This is a genomic window from Christensenella tenuis, assembly GCF_014287795.1.
In the GTDB taxonomy this organism is placed as follows: domain Bacteria; phylum Bacillota; class Clostridia; order Christensenellales; family Christensenellaceae; genus Christensenella; species Christensenella tenuis.
Map to the genome: position 1 here is coordinate 655,171 of NZ_JACOON010000001.1, position 16,539 is coordinate 671,709.

Below are 16,539 nucleotides of genomic sequence, written 5' to 3' on the forward strand. Positions count from 1 at the left end.
CCTTCTCCTTAATGAATAATCAATTCTCCCACCTCAAACACAAGCACCGTAATCACGACGCCCATAAGCGCGCCTACCAGCACTTCTGCAAAGGTATGTACTTTGGTTTCCATGCGGCTTTCTGCGACGATCAGGGCAAGTACTGCCGCAAAGGTCGAGGCAACCGGATCGGCGGATACAAAGGCAATGGCGGTAAACAGCGCAAAAGCGAAGGCAGTATGCCCACTCGGCATCCCCCCCTGAATATAATTCCCGCCCTTTTTCATGAAACGGGATTTCATAACAATCACAGCTACAAACACAAGCATCAAGGCTGCAAACGTAATATAAGCGGGCAAATTATTGATATAACTGACCGATGCATAAGAAATCGTGTATAATTTTCGAAAAAAAACGAGGTAGCCCACCACAAGCGCGCTCATCGCCGCAACAAAAACGCCCCCCGCCGCGACATCCTTGGCAATACGGGCAAGTTCGTTATATTCGCCCCTGGAGGCAATATCCACCACCGCTTCAATCGCCGTATTAAACAGCTCCGCAAAAAACACAAACGCAATAACAAGCACAAGCGCAATCATCTCAAAGCGCGTAACCTGCGTAAGAAGCGCTGTGACCGTAACAACAACCGCAAGCGCAACATGGATCTTCATATTGCGCTCCATCTTAAACGACTGCAAAAAACCGTTGATGGCATGGTTAAAGCTGTTCATCAACGATTTCTTCGGCCTATATTTTTTCCCTGTTTCGTTAGATTCCATCCATTTCCCTGCCAATATTAACAGACTGCAAAAGCGCCTCCTGTTTTTTTGTCATCACTGCTTCTTCCCCAGACGTCATGTGGTCATACCCCATCAGGTGAAGGGTCCCGTGAAGCGCCAGAAATGCCGCTTCCCGTATCAGGCTGTGCCCATATTCTGCTGCTTGCGCCTGTGCCCGCTCCATAGAAATGGCAATATCCCCAAGGAAAAGTTCCCCTTCCACATATTCCGCCTCGATTTCATCGAAGCACTCCGTCAAAAGCGCAGGAAGCTCGTAGGCCGGAAAGGACAATACATCCGTTGCCCGGTCAATATTGCGAAATTCCCGGTTTAGTTCCCGGATTCCTTCATTATCCGTAAAGAGCAGGTTCAGGCATGCCGGAACCCCAAGCTCTGCCTGTGCGGCCTCGAGTGCGGCTCTGATCGCGGCTGAAATTTTATCCGTCACTTCTATTTGATTCTGTTCGTCAGAGAATGTTATCGTCATCTTCTGCTCCATGTATCTTGATTTCCGGATATTTGATCCGCTGATGATAAACGCCGTCAAAAATATTGATAAACGCTTCGGCAATCAACTTCAAATCGCGCCTGTTGAGCGGTGCGTTATCAAGCTGTCCTTCATCATATCGGGCTTTGACCAATTTATGTACCATAGCGGAAATCTCTTCACGCGATGGATTATCAAGACTGCGTACCGCTGCCTCCACGACGTCAGCAAGCATAACGATTGCCTGCTCTTTCGTCTCTGGAGGATTTCCTTCATATTGGAAATCTTCTTTCTTTGTACGGGGGTCCCGCTCCAATGCTTCCGCATAAAAATAGCCGACTGTACCGCTTCCATGATGGTTGCGTACAATTTCAATGATTTCACGCGGCATTTTGTACTTACGCAACAAATCTACTCCCGCAGGTACGTGATGCCGGATAATTTCCGCACTGCGTTCCGGCGGAAGCGAATCATGCATATTTATATTATTTCTCTGGTTCTCCTTGAAATACAGAGGATGTTCCACCTTGCCGATATCGTGGAAATAAGCTCCGACACGTGCAAGCAACGAAAATCCCCCTACTGCGTTACATCCTGCCTCTGCAAGATTGGCGACCAAAATACTGTGATGGTAAGTCCCAGGGGCTTCAATCATCAACCGTTTTGTCAGGGGGTGGGTTGGGTCGGATAGCTCGAGAAGTTTGGTCGGCGTAGTCAGATTGAATGCATTTTCAATGATTGGAAGTACGCCAATACTGACAATACCGCACAATACGCCACTGCCTGCAATCATCGCCATTCCGGAGAACATTTGCTGTCCGTTGTGGGGCTGGTCTGAAAGTAGAGGGACTTGCAGCATCCATACAAGCAATGCGATGACAACCCCTGGTATTGCTGCAACAAGGCCAGCAAGCACCAGCCGCGAACGATACCGCATATCTTTCAGGATATAGACAGCAAAGAAACCGCCGGTAAGCATAATCAGGAGCAACATCAGCGACGTCGTGCTGAACATGTTTTGCCCGCCCGTCGTAACGCTCATCAATAGAAGGGATAAAAAGACACTATACACAATCGCATTCTTTGGCGAAAGTAAGACCGCGCCCAAAATAACAAACAAAAATACTGGCAATAAATGGATTGCTACAAGTTGTGCAATTGAAGTTATCCCATAAGCCGCCGCCGTCAGGATCGCAAGTATCGCTATTTTTTTTGTATCGAGCAGAAGCTTGCGGTTGAACACCGCAAGAAAGACCGCATACATCACAAAAATCAACACAATATAAATCGTTACTGCCGCATACGGCTTGATAGAAGTGGATTCCGCAGCCAGCATGCCAAGGCTTTTTAATACAGCATATTGGTCGTCTGTAACAAGTTCGCCCTTCCGCACAATATTCTGTCCCTTTTTATATTCGATCGGTGTAACCATAGCTGCGACCTCGTCCCGCTTTTGCTGGGTCGCTTTTTCATCAAACACCATATTGGGATACAAGTCGTTTGTAACGACGGCCGACACAAGTTCTTTCTCTTCATCGGTCATATCGCTTTGTTCCGTAGTCGCGCTTACCACATCTGTCTTGGCTGAATCGATATCATCTGCCCGCACCCCCGCGTAGAGGACGTCCTGTACGTGATTGGTAATCGAATCTTTCATATCTGCGAGCTGGCCAGACGTCATACTAACGATATGATAAAGTTGGGCGGTTGTAATGTAGTCCGGCAGTAAATCCTTAAGGGTATTTACATTATCTTCCGTAAGGAGCGTTTCCCATTCCGTTTTTTTCGGGTCAAATGGTACGGTGGCATATGCTGTAGGCACAGGAACCGGTTCCGCCGGATTAGCAGCATTCGCCTGCTGCGCATCCGTGATTGTTTCTTCTACATCTTGCTGCTTCTTTTTCTGATCCGCGTTATAAATTTCTTCCGCAGCTGCGCGTGCATTTTCAAATGCGGCAAAATCTTCGGAAATCTTCTTTACGATTTGCTGCGTAGTATTTGCATCCGTATTGTAAACCGGGCCGATTTTGGCTTGTTCTTCTTCGATAATACGTTGGGTCGCCGCTTCGTCGATGACATCGGTTGGCGCGGTAATTGTAATATCTGAAATTTCACCGCTCGTGATATCATAGGTCTGGGGCATCAATGAAAAAAGTGCAATCGCAACGCAAAGCACAAGGGAACCAATTGCCATCAGCAGGTTCATCGCCGCTTTTTTACGAAATGTCTCTTTCAAAACCATAGTCAATCCTCGTATACAGTCTAAACAATCGTATTTTTACGCCTGTTTTCATACTTCTCGAATGCCTTGATGATGTTCCTGACCAGCGGATGGCGTACGACATCCTTCTGATCCAAATGAACGATTGCGATATTTTTGATATTCTTCAATATTTCAACCACTTTTTTCAAACCGGAGGCACGTTCTTTGGGCAAATCAATTTGGGTGATATCTCCGGTAACGACAACCTTGGCGTTCTCTCCAAAGCGCGTGAGAAACATCTTCATCTGTTCCATCGTACAGTTTTGTGCCTCATCCAAGATAATAAAAGCATCATTCAGTGTACGCCCTCGCATGTAGGCAAGCGGTGCCACTTCAATCACGCCTTTTTCGGAGAGGCGCGCATAAGCATCCGCTCCCATAAAATCATAAAGAGCATCATACAAAGGGCGCAAATACGGGTCGACTTTATTTTGTAAGTCTCCCGGTAAAAATCCAAGGTTCTCCCCGGCTTCGACGGCCGGCCTGGTTAGGATAATGCGTGAAATTTGTTTGTTTTTGAGTGCGACAACCGCCATTGCCATCGCAAGATAGGTCTTACCCGTGCCGGCCGGGCCGATACAAACCACTACCGTATTGTCTTTGATCGCCTGGATATATTCTTTCTGCCCGTAAGATTTACATTTGATCTGTTTGCCTTTTGCTGTAATCGCTACCACATCAGACATCATTTCATTGACTAAATCCTGATGGCCGTCTTGTACAAGGTTCATCGCATAATTTACGGAATCCTGATTGATCGTTTCATTTTTTCCGTACATCTTTTTCAGCACTTCAATAACATCGGCAGCAAGCTGCGCTTTTTTCGCCTCTCCTGTAATACAAATTCCATTTTCCGTCGCGCGGATCGCCGTATCAGTCTCCGCTGATATAATATTAATATTCTCGTCGAAATTACCGAATACGCCGGCCATCTGCTCCATACTGTCAAACGAAATATCAATCTGTGTTTCTGCCAAATTCAAAAAATCCTCCCGGTTTCATATCCACATATGCATAGTACCATATTTTTTCCAAAAAGCCCACACCTTATTTCCTATGAAAAAACAGGCTGCCCGCATCCTGCGAGTAGCCTGTTGTCTTTGCTTTTCAACATCTGGTAAGAAACCGCACCAAAACTTAATGCTTTCTCTTTCTTGCCGCTTCCGCTTTTTTCTTTCTTTTTACGCTGGGTTTTTCATAATGCTCACGTTTCCGGATTTCAGCCAGAACCCCTGCTCTTGCGCATTTACGCTTGAATCTTCTCAGAGCACTTTCCAGTGTTTCATTTTCGCCTACGCGTATCTCAGACATTAATCTCCCCTCCTCCCGTACTCTGTTCCCATCCAAAACAGGAACTGGGAGCTATTTCATACCCCTGTATTATAGTAAAATCGCGGCGTTCTGTCAACAACTAATTCCAGCAAAAATGCCTCACATCCATCAGGGCTGTGAAATTCCCTATCAGGCGTGTTCTCATCGCAAGTAAATGTTAACCTGTCCGCCTCCTTAGCCGGGCGGCCATTCCAGATATCTCCCTCCGAGAAGATGTAAATGCAAGTGCGGCACCGTTTGTCCGCCATTTTCTCCGGTATTGAATACAAGCCGGAATCCATCCGCCGCAATTCCCTTTTCGGCAGCAATTTTCTGCGCCGCTTTTATCATTGCATCAATATATTCAAAATCTCCGTCTTTTACTTCTAAAATACTTTTCAGATGTTTTTTCGGAATAATCAATATATGCACCGGCGCTTTGGGATCAATGTCAGTAAACGCATATACAAACTCATCTTCATACACTTTGTTAGATGGGATTTCGCCCGTAATGATTCTGCAGAATAAGCAATCTTCCATTCATTTGTACTCCTTTACTTTATGATATCTCCATATAGTATAGCATCATTATATTTCTTTAACAAAACATTTTGGAAGCCTCCGGGAGTTCCCGCCGCATGAATGCGCAGATACCGGTCCGTATATCCTTCCGCAAATCCGTTTTCCGTTTCTTGTTCAAACAGTACCGCCTGTACGGTTCCTAAAAATTCTCCGGCGAATCTGCATTCAAGCTGCTTCCCAACCTCTATCAGCCGATTGGCGCGGCTGCGCCGCACGTCTACAGGAACCTTACCGCCCATTTCTGCCGCAGGCGTACCCGCACGTTCCGAGAAGGGAAACACATGGATGCGCGAAAAGGCCTGTTCTTCCGCAAATCGGCACGTTTCCTCAAATTCTCTCTCTGTTTCTCCAGGAAATCCCGTAATAATATCAGTGGCAATCGCAGGCCGGTCATATGCTTCACGTATATTCTCCATATATTCCGCAAACTGCATAGAGGTATATTTCCGGTTCATTCTCTTTAAGACCGCATCGCTTCCGCTTTGGAGCGACACATGAAAATGAGGGCATATTTTTCCCAGTTTCTTTATTTCGCCAAGGAATTCCCTGGTTAGGATATGCGGTTCAAGGGAGCCTAACCGAATACGCCCGATGCCTTCAATCCCATTAAGACCGTCCAACACATTCAGAAGGCTTTCCCCATTATCTTGTCCATAGGATGAAATATGAATTCCGGTAAGCACAATTTCCTGTACTCCGCGTGCCGCAAGTGCTCTGCCCTCAGATAAAATGCCCGTACTCGCGCGTGAGCGAACCCGCCCACGTACATAAGGAATGATGCAGTAACTGCAAAAATTGTTGCAGCCCTCTTGGATTTTGATATAGCCCCGCGTGAGTTCTCCCGCGGAAGAGACCGATAATTCTTCAAATCCTTTTCCAATTTCGCATACGCCGTCAACTTTTTTCCCATCAAAGCACTCCCGGACGATCTGTACAATTCTGCTCCGTTCTTCCGTTCCAATAACTGCGCTGACCCCTTCGATTCCCAAAATTCCCTCGCTATCGCGCTGAGCAAGGCAACCGCATACACAAATAACAGCTTCCGGATGATTTTTATGCAGGCGGCGAATCATATTCCGCGACTTTTTATCCGCAGTATTCGTCACTGTACATGTATTGATCAGGTAGACGTCCGCTTCTTCATGAAACTCAACACGCTCAAACCCACTTTTCTCAAGGAGCTCAACCATAGCGTTCGTATCATATTGATTCACCTTGCACCCCAGAGTATACGCCGCAACCTTCATGCTATTTCCCCATATATTCATAGCCAATCATCGCGGCTGCGGCAAGTCCTGCTGTTTCCGCGCGTAAAATCAATTTTCCAAGTGAGCAGGACACCACGCCCGCCTCCCCAAGCATATGAATTTCCTCTTTTGTAAAGCCGCCCTCTGGCCCGATAAACAAGAATATCTCATTTACCACCTGAGTCTCAAGCACTTTTTTAATCGTCGTGCGCTCCTCATTTTCGTAAGCGACAAGCTTAAAGCCGCTTTTTTGCCTTATGTCTTCTACCGCTTTTTTGAACATAACAAGATTTCCAACCGTGGGGACAAAGGAGCGGCCGCATTGTTTAGCAGCTTCTAGCGCGATACGGTTTTCCCGTTCGACAAGTTTTCCGGCGGATTTCGCATCCGGACGCTTTACACATCGTTCGCTTAAAAAGGGAACAAATGCATGCACCCCGGCTTCCGTGCATTTTTGCACCGCATAATCGAGATGGTCGCTTTTAATAACTGCCTGGTAAAGTGTGATTTGAACAGGCAGCTCCTTATCGGATTTTTTCTTTTCCCCCACGCGTACCATGACTCCGTCTTCATCCATTTCCGTAATAACGCAGGAATAGTCCGTCCCACTTCCGTCAAACAGAATAAGCATATCGCCCTGCTGCATCCGCAGCACGCGGGAAATATGCTTTGCTTCCTGACCTTTAATTGTAATATGTTTCCCGGAAATATCCGGCCAATAAAAACGTCTCATCCTCTGTATTTACATGCGATTGCCCGCCATTCTCCGTCTTCCAGAATTTGAATCACCTTAAACTTCATTTCCTCAAGCGACTTTCTTACGTCGTCCAGCCGGGAATCAATGATGCCCGAACAAATATACATCCCATTGCGTTTCATATACCCCTGCGCCACTTTGTTGAGCGCAATGACTACATCCGCAATAATATTGGCGACGACAATATCCGCCTGCACATCCTCCGGTACTTCTGCGAGAAGGTCGGACTGCCGGACCTCAATTTCTCCCCCGCATCTGTTCCGTTTTGCGTTATCCTCCGTTACTTCTATAGCGACAGGGTCAAGATCAAGCGCAAAGACTTTCTTGGCGCCAAATTTCGCAGCGGCAATTGAAAGGATTCCGCTTCCGCATCCGGCGTCGATTACCGTCATTCCAGGCTCGATATATTCTTCCAAAAAGCGCACGCACATCCGTGTTGTTTCGTGGTTTCCCGTTCCGAAAGCCATGCCCGGGTCAATTTCAATAACGACATCATCCTGCGCGGCGGAATATTGTTCCCATGTTGGCTTGATTACTACAAAATCAGAAATTTTAACCGGTTTGAAATAAGCCTTCCATGCATTTTCCCAATCCTGCTCACATACAGTTTGCGTAATAATTTCAAGGCTGCCCAGCGGAACGCCAAGATTCATTCCTTTAACCTGCCGTACACGCTCCTTCACATCCGAAAGAATCTTCTGCTCATTCCCATCGCATGGGAAAAATGCCGTTACGCAAAAAGGTACTTTCGCCAAAACCTCTTCATCCAAATAATCCCACGGGAGCCCATCTTTGGCGCATGCTGCGTTATCTCCTTCAATGGAGACTCCTCTTGCGCCTGCTTCCATAAGCAGGGCGGAAAAAATTTCTTCTGCTTCCTTTTGTGTTCGTATTCCGATCTTCAGCCAGTCCATTTACCATACCTCGCTATAAACTTCACTCTATTATACCCGTAAACCTTTTCCCAATGCAACAAAAAAGAGCAGTTTCCCGCTCTTCTTTGAAACCGGTTAAAATGCGTCGCTGGGTTTGGAAAATGTAGTCTCCTTATCCTTTGACCGGATTTTATCTTCAAAATCACGCAAAATTTTCTTCTGGCGCTCATTTAACTTTTTAGGAATCTGTACGTTTGCGCGCACATAAAGATCCCCCATGCGGCTTGAATTCAGATGTTTTATTCCCTTGTTTTTAAGCCGGAAGATCGTTCCCGGCTGGGTACCGGCATCTATCTTATAACGCACCTTTCCGTCAAGCGTTGGGACTTCAACTTCATCGCCGAGCGCCGCCTGCATCATCGTAATATCCATGTCAAGGTAAAGATCATTTCCCAGACGCTCAAACAGCTTATGCGGCTTTACGGAAATGGCAATCTGCAGGTCTCCTGACGGGCCGCCCCGTTTTCCCGCATTTCCCTCTCCGCGCATGGTCAGGATCTGGCCATTATCAATTCCCGCCGGAATGTTTACAGAAATCGTGCGTTGCTGCTGCGTAGTTCCCTTTCCCTTACACTTCTCACACGGAGTATCTACAATGGTTCCTTCTCCTCCGCATGTACGGCAGGGCTGCACATTCACAAAGCTGCCGAATACGGTTTGCTGTTGCACGCGTTCCTGCCCCGTGCCGTTGCATGTGGGGCATGTCCTGCGTTCCGTTCCTTTTGCCGCTCCTGTTCCTCCGCATTCATTGCACTGTTCGAGCCGGGTGATGCTGATATCATGCTTTACCCCCTGTGCCGCTTCTTCAAAGGAAAGTTTCATGTTGACGCGGATATCGCTGCCGCGTTGAGGGCCGTTTGCCGGCCGGCTGCGCATACCGCCGCCAAAAATATTGTCGAAGATATCGCCAAACCCGCCAAAGTCTCCAAACCCACCGAAACCGCCCTGCCCATTAAAGCCGCCGGCTCCATCTGCCGTACCATACATATCATATTGCTGTCGTTTCTGGTCGTCGCTCAATACTTGGTACGCCTCATTTACTTCTTTGAATTTCTGTGCTGCGCTTTCATCCCCTTTATTCATATCGGGATGATATTTCTTGGCAAGTTTTCTGTATGCACTTTTGATTTCGTCCGCATTCGCATCTTTTCCAACGCCAAGCGTCTCGTAATAGTCCTTAGCCAAAATTCACGCTACCTCTTCCCTCAGAATCTTGAAAACCTCCAAAAGCCAAAGTATAATACTCTGGCTTTTGAAGAAATTTTCCGCCTATCCCCTATAATTCGTTCTTCTTATTTTTCTTTTTTATCGTCGTCTTTTTTGTCATCATCAACGACTTCATAGTCCGCATCTACTACATTATCATCCTTCTTTGCGCCGCCGTTCGGATCATAATTCGGGTTAAAACCCGCACCGCCCGCTGCTGCGTTCGGATCGCCGCCCGCTTGCTGGTAAATCTTGCCAAACGTATCAAACGAAACCTTCTGCAACTTTTCCGTAGCAGATTTAATGGTATCCGGATTGTTCGTTTTCAGCGCTTCCTTAGTTGCCGCCAATTCATCCTCGATCTTTTTCTGGTCTTCCTTCGGCACCTTGTCTCCGAGATCTTTCAGTGTCTTTTCCGTTTGATAGATCAATGAGTCGGCATTGTTGCGTGCTTCTACTTCTTCCTTACGCTTTTCGTCTTCAGCCGCGAATTTTTCCGCATCTTTTACAGCCTTGTCGATTTCTTCATCTGAAAGGTTTGTAGATGCTGTAATCGTAATTTTTTGCTCCTTACCCGTGCCCATATCCTTAGCAGACACATTTACGATACCATTCGCGTCAATATCAAAAGTAACTTCGATCTGCGGAACGCCTCTAGGAGCCGGTGCAATGCCGGTAAGCGTAAACCGTCCGAGCGTCTTATTCGCAGCCGCCATCTCGCGTTCACCTTGCAGCACATGGATTTCCACACTTGTCTGCCCATCCGCAGCCGTAGAGAAAATCTGGCTCTTCTTTGCCGGAATGGTTGTGTTCCTGTCGATAAGCTTTGTGCAGATACCACCCATTGTCTCGATACCGAGAGAAAGCGGCGTTACGTCGAGAAGTAATACATCCTTGACCTCGCCGCCAAGAACGCCTGCCTGAATCGCCGCGCCCATGGCTACGCATTCATCCGGATTGATGCCTTTGAAGGGTTCTTTTCCCGTAATCCGTTTGACCATGTCTTGCACGGCTGGAATACGCGAAGAACCGCCTACAAGCAGGATTTTATCGATAGCCGAGCTGCTGATTCCCGCATCCTTGATTGCATTTGTGGTCGGCCCTTCCGTCGCGGCAACAAGATCCGCCGTAAGCTCGTCAAACTTCGCCCGCGTGAGGTTGAGGTCGAGATGCTTGGGTCCAGTAGCGTCTGCCGTAATAAAAGGCAGGTTGATATTGGTTTGCATCACGCCGGAAAGTTCGATTTTAGCCTTTTCTGCCGCTTCCTTTAAACGCTGCATTGCAATCTTATCACCGGAAAGGTCGATACCGTTGCTCTTCTTGAACTCTCCGACCATCCATCCGACAATCTTATCATCAAAATCATCTCCGCCAAGACGGTTGTTTCCGCTTGTAGCAAGCACTTCAATTACGCCGTCGCCAATTTCAAGCAGCGACACATCAAAGGTACCGCCGCCAAGGTCGTATACCAGAACCTTTTGGTTGTTGTCTTTTTCAAGTCCGTAAGCAAGCGCTGCCGCCGTAGGCTCGTTCACAATACGCAACACCTCAAGGCCCGCGATTTTGCCTGCGTCTTTTGTCGCCTGCCGCTGCGAATCAGAAAAATACGCCGGAACGGTAATGACTGCCTGTGTAACCGTTTCACCAAGGTAAGCTTCTGCATCCGATTTCAGCTTCTGGAGAATCATTGCAGAAATCTCCTGCGGAGAATAACTTTTCCCATCAATATCAATTTTCCTGTCCGTACCCATATCACGCTTGACCGACATAACGGTGTGATCCGGATTGGTCACAGCCTGACGCTTCGCCACCTGGCCAACCAATCTTTCGCCATTATTTGAAAAAGCCACGACAGACGGTGTGGTTCGCGCACCTTCTGCGTTTGGAATTACGACGGCCTCGCCGCCTTCCATGACTGCCACGCACGAATTCGTTGTTCCAAGGTCAATTCCGATTACTTTTCCCATTTATGAAAACCTCCTGTAAAATTGTTTTCGATTATTTATGATAAGGCGTTCCGCCTTGTCTTCATTTTGCAACCTTTACCATCGAATGCCGCAGCACCTTTCCGTTCAGGCTATATCCTTTTTGCAGCACTTCGATAATCTGATTTGTTTCAGCTCCTTCTTCTTCCGCTTGCATTACTGCATTGTGCAGTTCCGGATCGAATTGGCCATCCGCCGCAATTTCTTCCACCCCCAAATTTTTGAGGACATCCTTCATTTGCCGCATAATCATATTCATTCCTTCGAAAAACGCTTTATCACCACATTCTACGGCAAGCGCCCTCTCGAAATTATCCAAAATCGGCAGCATGACCATAACAGTATCCGCAACCCCGTTCTGGAACGACGACGCTGCAAGTGTTGCGTTGCGTTTCTTATAATTCTCAAAATCCGCACGTTCTCTTTGCAGGGCGTTTAAATATTCCTCTTTTTCCGCTTCCAATATTTTTATTTTTTCCTGCGTTTTATCCTTTTTGGAAGCCGTTTTATGCTTAGCCGGTTTTTTCTCTTCTTTTTCCCCAGATTTTGGTTCCTCCACCTGATCTTCCACGGCCTGTCCTTTTACTTCTTCCGCAGCCTGCTTTACCTGCTGCTTTTCCTGTTTTTCCGCCAATTTTTTTACCTGCCTTATTCTTTATTCTCTGTCTGCAGCAAACATGAAAGAATGTCGCTCAAACTCATACCTACATAATTTAACACTGAAAGTACGCGTGCGTAATCCATCCGTGTCGGCCCAATCACGCCAAATGAGCCGATTTTTTCTCCGCCTATTTTATAAGTAGCCGTTACGATGCTCATATCCTTAAAATCATCGTAAGGGTTTTCCCGTCCAATCTTAATCGAAAATTCAAGATCGGTCGCTGCAGACATCACCTTGTAAAGCACATCCTTGGTTTCCAAAAGCTGCAGAAAATGCTGGGCCTTACTGATGTCCTTATATTCGGGATAATTGAATATATTTTGCGCGCCGCCAAACACAAGCTCTTTCTTTTCCCGGTTGAGATTAATCGCATCCAAGATTTCTCCCATGACCATTTTCTGCTCTTTCAGACTGTCCATGCAGGAACTCCTGATAATCTCTTCCGCTTCTTTCAGTGAAACGTTCTGTACCTGGTCTGTCAACATATTGGAAAGAATTTCCAATTGATGCGCATCCATCGCAAGCGGTATATTGATCATTTTATCCTGTACAAGGCCGTTATCCGTCACAAAAACAAGAAGTCCCTTTGTTTCTGTAATTTTTACGATCTGGATACGCTTCAGCTTCACGCTTTCAAGGTTTGGTGCCGTCACCATGGAGATATGCTTCGTGGCATCCGACAACGCTTTGGCTGCCGAAGTCAATACTTCCCCGATTTCATCCACCCGCGTATCGAAATAATTGCGGATGAACATTGCTTCATCCTTCGTGATACGGTCAATATGCATCAACCTGTCCACATACAACCGGTACGCTTTATCGCTTGGCGTTCTTCCCGCTGAAGTATGCGGTTGTTCAAGCAACCCAAGTTCTTCAAGATCCGCCATCTCGTTGCGTATCGTCGCCGGACTGTAATCCAGATCCGGTTTCTTGGAGAGCGTACGCGATCCAACCGGAACTCCGGTATCAATATAGTCATCAATAATCGCTTTCAGTATCTTCAGTTTTCTGTCCGAAAGCTCCATGCCGCGCGCCTCCTTTCTTGCGGTAGTATCTTTATATACACAAAAAACCGGTTATAAACCGATTTGTTAGCACTCATCATTGTCGAGTGCTAATTCCTTGATATAAAGATACCACCCCGCCGGTTGGTTGTCAATATGGTTTGTTAAAATAATAAACGTTTCAGATGAATATTTTATGAACAATTCCCAGGTTCTGCAATTTCTACCGGAAAATTTAAATTTCCCAAAGATTAAAGATTATAGATTTTGAATCAAAATCGAGACCAACTGATTTTGGAGATCGAATCCGCGTCTCGTGGGATATAAACCGCGCCCATCCGTTTCGGCAAGGCCAAGCGAAACCACCTTTTCCAGCTCGGTGGGAAATGCTTGGCGAAAATCCTCATCAAACCTGCTTTTATAATCAAAAAATGAAAAGCCCTTTTTGAGCCGCAGTTTGAGCATGATATATTCCAGCTTGCGTTCCCGTTCCAAAATAAGTTCGGAGGAAGCATAGTGCAGCTGTCCCGACTTCATATTGGAAATATATTTTTTTACATCGCCCGTATTGGCAAAGCGCATATGGTCTACGCAGGAATGTGCGGCTGCGCCAAGGCCGAGGTAATCCCGTAAATTCCAATATTTCAGGTTATGGGAACATTCAAAGCCTTCTTTTGCAAAATTGGATATCTCGTAATTATCATAATCCCGGCTCGTTAGCATATCCTGGGCAATATGATACATCGCAAGATCCATATCTTCGTTTATTGGAATAATTTCTCCTATCTGTAATCCCTGAAAAATGGGGGTCCCGGGTTCAAATTTCAACGCATAGGCTGAAATATGCTCCGGCTCCTTTTCCATGATAAAACGCAGGGTTTCCTCCCAGTCTGCCATTTTTTGTCCAGGCAGCGCATAAATGGCATCAATATTGATGTTATTAAAACCTGCCTCGCGCGCACAGCTATAGGCATATTCAAACTGCCTGTATGTATGCTGCCTGCCAAGCATTTTGAGAAGGTGATCCTGCACCGCTTGCAACCCGATGCTCAGGCGGTTGATCCCTGCCCTGCGATATTCTTTTAGTTTTGAAGCATCTAGAGAACATGGATTCGCCTCGATGGTAATCTCCGCATCTGCCTGCACGTCGAAGGCGCGGCAAAGCGCGTCCATAGTTTCCACAAGATACTGCGCCGGTGGGAAAGATGGTGTGCCGCCTCCGAAAAAAACGGAATCCACTTTTCGTCTATACATCCGCCCCGTCATCTCAATCTCATTTTTTAGCGCGCAAAAATACGCTTCTATGAGTTCTTTTCGTTCTACAGACACAAAATCGCAATAATTACACTTTTTTACACAAAAAGGGATATGTAAATAGATACCCAGCATTTTGCCCTCTTTTAACCAGTTTATTTATCCATCTTGAGGACGCTCATAAATGCCTCCGACGGCACTTCTACGCTGCCTACTTGCCTCATTCGTTTTTTGCCCTCTTTCTGCTTTTCGAGCAGCTTCTTTTTGCGGCTGATATCACCGCCGTAGCATTTTGCCAAAACATCCTTGCGCAGCGCTTTCACAGTTTCCCGTGCAATGATTTTTCCACCGATCGCAGCTTGAATCGGGATCTCAAACATTTGCCTTGGAATTACTTCCTTGAGCTTTTCAGCGATGGATCTTCCCCGCCCATACGCGCGGTCCCGATGCACAATAATGGAAAGCGCGTCGCACATTTCCCCGTTGAGTAAAATATCCAGCTTAACAAGATCGCTTTTCGCGTAACCTTGCACTTCATAATCCATGGATGCATATCCGCGCGTCCTTGATTTCAGGTTGTCAAAAAAATCGTAAATAATCTCGTTTAGTGGAATTTCATAGTGCAACAGTACACGGGTTGCTTCAATGTATTCCATGTTTTTAAAAACACCCCGTTTTTCCTGGCACAATTCCATCACAGCTCCCACATAAGTATCCGGCGTCATCACACTTACCTTGGCGATCGGTTCTTCCATATACTCGATCATCGACGGGTCCGGAAGGTTCGTCGGATTGTCTATCTCAAGTTCCTCCCCGCTCATCATACATACGCGGTAAGAAACGCTGGGCGCTGTTGTTACAAGGTCAAGATCAAATTCACGTTCCAGCCGCTCCTGAATGATCTCCATGTGCAGAAGCCCCAGAAAACCACAGCGGAATCCGAATCCAAGCGCAACCGATACCTCCGGATCGTAGAGCAGGGATGCATCGTTGAGTTGCAGCTTTTCCAGAGCATCGCGTAAATCGTCATACTTGGCTCCATCTGCCGGATAGATACCGCAGTATACCATGGGCGTAATCTTTTTATAACCCGGAAGTGCCTGTGCGGCAGGCCGCTGGTCATCCGTCACCGTATCACCCACGCGCGTATCCGCGACATTCTTGATACTGGCTGCAATATAGCCAACGTCCCCTGCTTTCAATTCCTTTGTTGGAACGAGTTCCGGCGCAAACGCGCCGACCTCCGTAGTGTCAAAGACCTTCCCCGACGCCATAAACCTGATTTTGGTACCTTCCTTTACACATCCATCAATCAGGCGTACATAGCTAATCGCGCCTTTATAATTATCGTAGTAAGAATCAAATACCAATGCCTTTAAAGGCTTTTCTTCATCACCCGACGGTGCGGGAAGTTTGTCTACGATTGCGTCTAAAACTTGTCCGACATTTTCGCCGCTCTTCGCACTGATGCGCGGCGCGTCGGACGCATCCAGCCCAAGGACATCCTCGATCTCTTTGGCAATTTCATCCGGGCGTGCGCTCGGCAGATCCACTTTATTGATTACCGGAATAATTTCGAGGTCGTTGTCCATGGCAAGATACACATTGGCAAGTGTCTGCGCTTCGATTCCCTGGCTTGCATCCACCACGAGCACAGCTCCCTCGCATGCGGCGAGCGAACGCGATACCTCGTAAGTAAAATCGACATGCCCGGGCGTGTCGATTAGGTTTAATTCATACTCTATGCCATCGCGTTCATAGAGCATACGCACCGCCTGTGATTTAATGGTGATCCCGCGCTCCCGTTCAAGGTCCATCGTATCGAGAAGCTGCTCCTTAATATCCCGCTGCGCAACCGTGCCCGTCATTTCAATCAGCCGGTCTGCAAGCGTCGATTTTCCATGATCTATATGCGCGATAATACAAAAATTCCGTATATTTTTCTGATACTCGTTCTTCATACGTTCTCCTAATATTGGTTTTCTTCCTTAATGATACGCAAACGCCGTCCAAAAATCAATAAAATAATCGGTAGCTCATAGCCCGGTTGTGGTATATAATAATATAATAGTGAAAGAAGAGCAGGTTC

Annotated in this window: 15 protein-coding genes; all 15 read right to left on the reverse strand. The window is 46.8% G+C overall.

Translation table 11 applies throughout. The features are described 5' to 3' along the window. Positions 1 to 8: 8 nt before the first annotated feature. The 15 genes from H8S18_RS03200 to lepA all read right to left on the reverse strand — a co-directional run bounded on the left by H8S18_RS03200 (position 9) and on the right by lepA (position 16,411). Positions 9 to 758: a diacylglycerol kinase gene (locus H8S18_RS03200; RefSeq protein WP_186856840.1), complete on the reverse strand. Its 750-nt coding sequence runs from the start codon at positions 756 to 758 to the stop codon at positions 9 to 11. Further along, a complete protein-coding gene (gene ybeY / locus H8S18_RS03205; protein ID WP_186856841.1) occupies positions 748 to 1,245 on the reverse strand; it encodes an rRNA maturation RNase YbeY in 498 nt (165 codons plus the stop codon). The genes H8S18_RS03200 and ybeY overlap by 11 nt, the downstream gene beginning before the upstream one ends. Continuing rightward, positions 1,226 to 3,487 carry an HD family phosphohydrolase gene (locus H8S18_RS03210; protein ID WP_186856842.1) on the reverse strand — a complete coding sequence of 754 codons (2,262 nt, stop codon included), beginning with the start codon at positions 3,485 to 3,487 and terminating at the stop codon, positions 1,226 to 1,228. The genes ybeY and H8S18_RS03210 overlap by 20 nt, the downstream gene beginning before the upstream one ends. A gap of 20 nt (positions 3,488 to 3,507) precedes the next feature. Further along, positions 3,508 to 4,449: a PhoH family protein gene (locus H8S18_RS03215; RefSeq protein WP_186856954.1), complete on the reverse strand. Its 942-nt coding sequence runs from the start codon at positions 4,447 to 4,449 to the stop codon at positions 3,508 to 3,510. A gap of 196 nt (positions 4,450 to 4,645) precedes the next feature. Continuing rightward, positions 4,646 to 4,819, reverse strand: a complete 174-nt coding sequence (gene rpsU / locus H8S18_RS03220) for a 30S ribosomal protein S21 (RefSeq protein ID WP_046444557.1) — start codon at positions 4,817 to 4,819, stop codon at positions 4,646 to 4,648. Between the two features lie 195 nt (positions 4,820 to 5,014). Beyond that, entirely contained in the window at positions 5,015 to 5,359 is a 345-nt protein-coding gene (locus H8S18_RS03225; RefSeq protein ID WP_186856843.1) for a histidine triad nucleotide-binding protein, read from the reverse strand. A gap of 14 nt (positions 5,360 to 5,373) precedes the next feature. After that, a complete protein-coding gene (gene mtaB / locus H8S18_RS03230; protein ID WP_186856844.1) occupies positions 5,374 to 6,648 on the reverse strand; it encodes a tRNA (N(6)-L-threonylcarbamoyladenosine(37)-C(2))-methylthiotransferase MtaB in 1,275 nt (424 codons plus the stop codon). A 1-nt stretch (position 6,649) separates the two neighbouring features. After that, positions 6,650 to 7,381, reverse strand: a complete 732-nt coding sequence (locus H8S18_RS03235; protein ID WP_186856845.1) for a 16S rRNA (uracil(1498)-N(3))-methyltransferase — start codon at positions 7,379 to 7,381, stop codon at positions 6,650 to 6,652. Continuing rightward, positions 7,378 to 8,319, reverse strand: a complete 942-nt coding sequence (gene prmA, locus H8S18_RS03240) for a 50S ribosomal protein L11 methyltransferase (protein ID WP_186856846.1) — start codon at positions 8,317 to 8,319, stop codon at positions 7,378 to 7,380. The genes H8S18_RS03235 and prmA overlap by 4 nt, the downstream gene beginning before the upstream one ends. Positions 8,320 to 8,415: 96 nt before the next feature. Next, positions 8,416 to 9,525 (reverse strand): molecular chaperone DnaJ, encoded by a 1,110-nt coding sequence (gene dnaJ / locus H8S18_RS03245; RefSeq protein WP_207721630.1) that lies wholly within the window; start codon positions 9,523 to 9,525, stop codon positions 8,416 to 8,418. Between the two features lie 107 nt (positions 9,526 to 9,632). Further along, positions 9,633 to 11,513, reverse strand: a complete 1,881-nt coding sequence (dnaK, locus tag H8S18_RS03250) for a molecular chaperone DnaK (protein WP_186856847.1) — start codon at positions 11,511 to 11,513, stop codon at positions 9,633 to 9,635. A 61-nt stretch (positions 11,514 to 11,574) separates the two neighbouring features. Then, positions 11,575 to 12,165, reverse strand: a complete 591-nt coding sequence (grpE, locus tag H8S18_RS03255) for a nucleotide exchange factor GrpE (protein ID WP_186856848.1) — start codon at positions 12,163 to 12,165, stop codon at positions 11,575 to 11,577. A gap of 14 nt (positions 12,166 to 12,179) precedes the next feature. Next, positions 12,180 to 13,217: a heat-inducible transcriptional repressor HrcA gene (gene hrcA, locus H8S18_RS03260; RefSeq protein ID WP_186856849.1), complete on the reverse strand. Its 1,038-nt coding sequence runs from the start codon at positions 13,215 to 13,217 to the stop codon at positions 12,180 to 12,182. Between the two features lie 237 nt (positions 13,218 to 13,454). Next, complete coding sequence (hemW, locus tag H8S18_RS03265) at positions 13,455 to 14,585, reverse strand: radical SAM family heme chaperone HemW (RefSeq protein WP_186856850.1); 1,131 nt, start codon at positions 14,583 to 14,585, stop codon at positions 13,455 to 13,457. A gap of 20 nt (positions 14,586 to 14,605) precedes the next feature. Next, positions 14,606 to 16,411 (reverse strand): translation elongation factor 4, encoded by a 1,806-nt coding sequence (gene lepA / locus H8S18_RS03270; RefSeq protein ID WP_186856851.1) that lies wholly within the window; start codon positions 16,409 to 16,411, stop codon positions 14,606 to 14,608. Positions 16,412 to 16,539: the final 128 nt, after the last annotated feature.

Bases quoted from the DNA above. Each gene is read 5' to 3' on its own strand.
- H8S18_RS03200 (WP_186856840.1), bottom strand. From the start codon at position 758: ATGGAATCTAACGAAACAGGGAAAAAATATAGGCCGAAGAAATCGTTG.
- ybeY (WP_186856841.1), bottom strand. From the start codon at position 1,245: ATGACGATAACATTCTCTGACGAACAGAATCAAATAGAAGTGACGGAT.
- H8S18_RS03210 (WP_186856842.1), bottom strand. From the start codon at position 3,487: ATGGTTTTGAAAGAGACATTTCGTAAAAAAGCGGCGATGAACCTGCTG.
- H8S18_RS03215 (WP_186856954.1), bottom strand. From the start codon at position 4,449: ATGGAGCAGATGGCCGGCGTATTCGGTAATTTCGACGAGAATATTAAT.
- rpsU (WP_046444557.1), bottom strand. From the start codon at position 4,819: ATGTCTGAGATACGCGTAGGCGAAAATGAAACACTGGAAAGTGCTCTG.
- H8S18_RS03225 (WP_186856843.1), bottom strand. From the start codon at position 5,359: ATGGAAGATTGCTTATTCTGCAGAATCATTACGGGCGAAATCCCATCT.
- mtaB (WP_186856844.1), bottom strand. From the start codon at position 6,648: ATGAAGGTTGCGGCGTATACTCTGGGGTGCAAGGTGAATCAATATGAT.
- H8S18_RS03235 (WP_186856845.1), bottom strand. From the start codon at position 7,381: ATGAGACGTTTTTATTGGCCGGATATTTCCGGGAAACATATTACAATT.
- prmA (WP_186856846.1), bottom strand. From the start codon at position 8,319: ATGGACTGGCTGAAGATCGGAATACGAACACAAAAGGAAGCAGAAGAA.
- dnaK (WP_186856847.1), bottom strand. From the start codon at position 11,513: ATGGGAAAAGTAATCGGAATTGACCTTGGAACAACGAATTCGTGCGTG.
- hrcA (WP_186856849.1), bottom strand. From the start codon at position 13,217: ATGGAGCTTTCGGACAGAAAACTGAAGATACTGAAAGCGATTATTGAT.
- hemW (WP_186856850.1), bottom strand. From the start codon at position 14,585: ATGCTGGGTATCTATTTACATATCCCTTTTTGTGTAAAAAAGTGTAAT.
- lepA (WP_186856851.1), bottom strand. From the start codon at position 16,411: ATGAAGAACGAGTATCAGAAAAATATACGGAATTTTTGTATTATCGCG.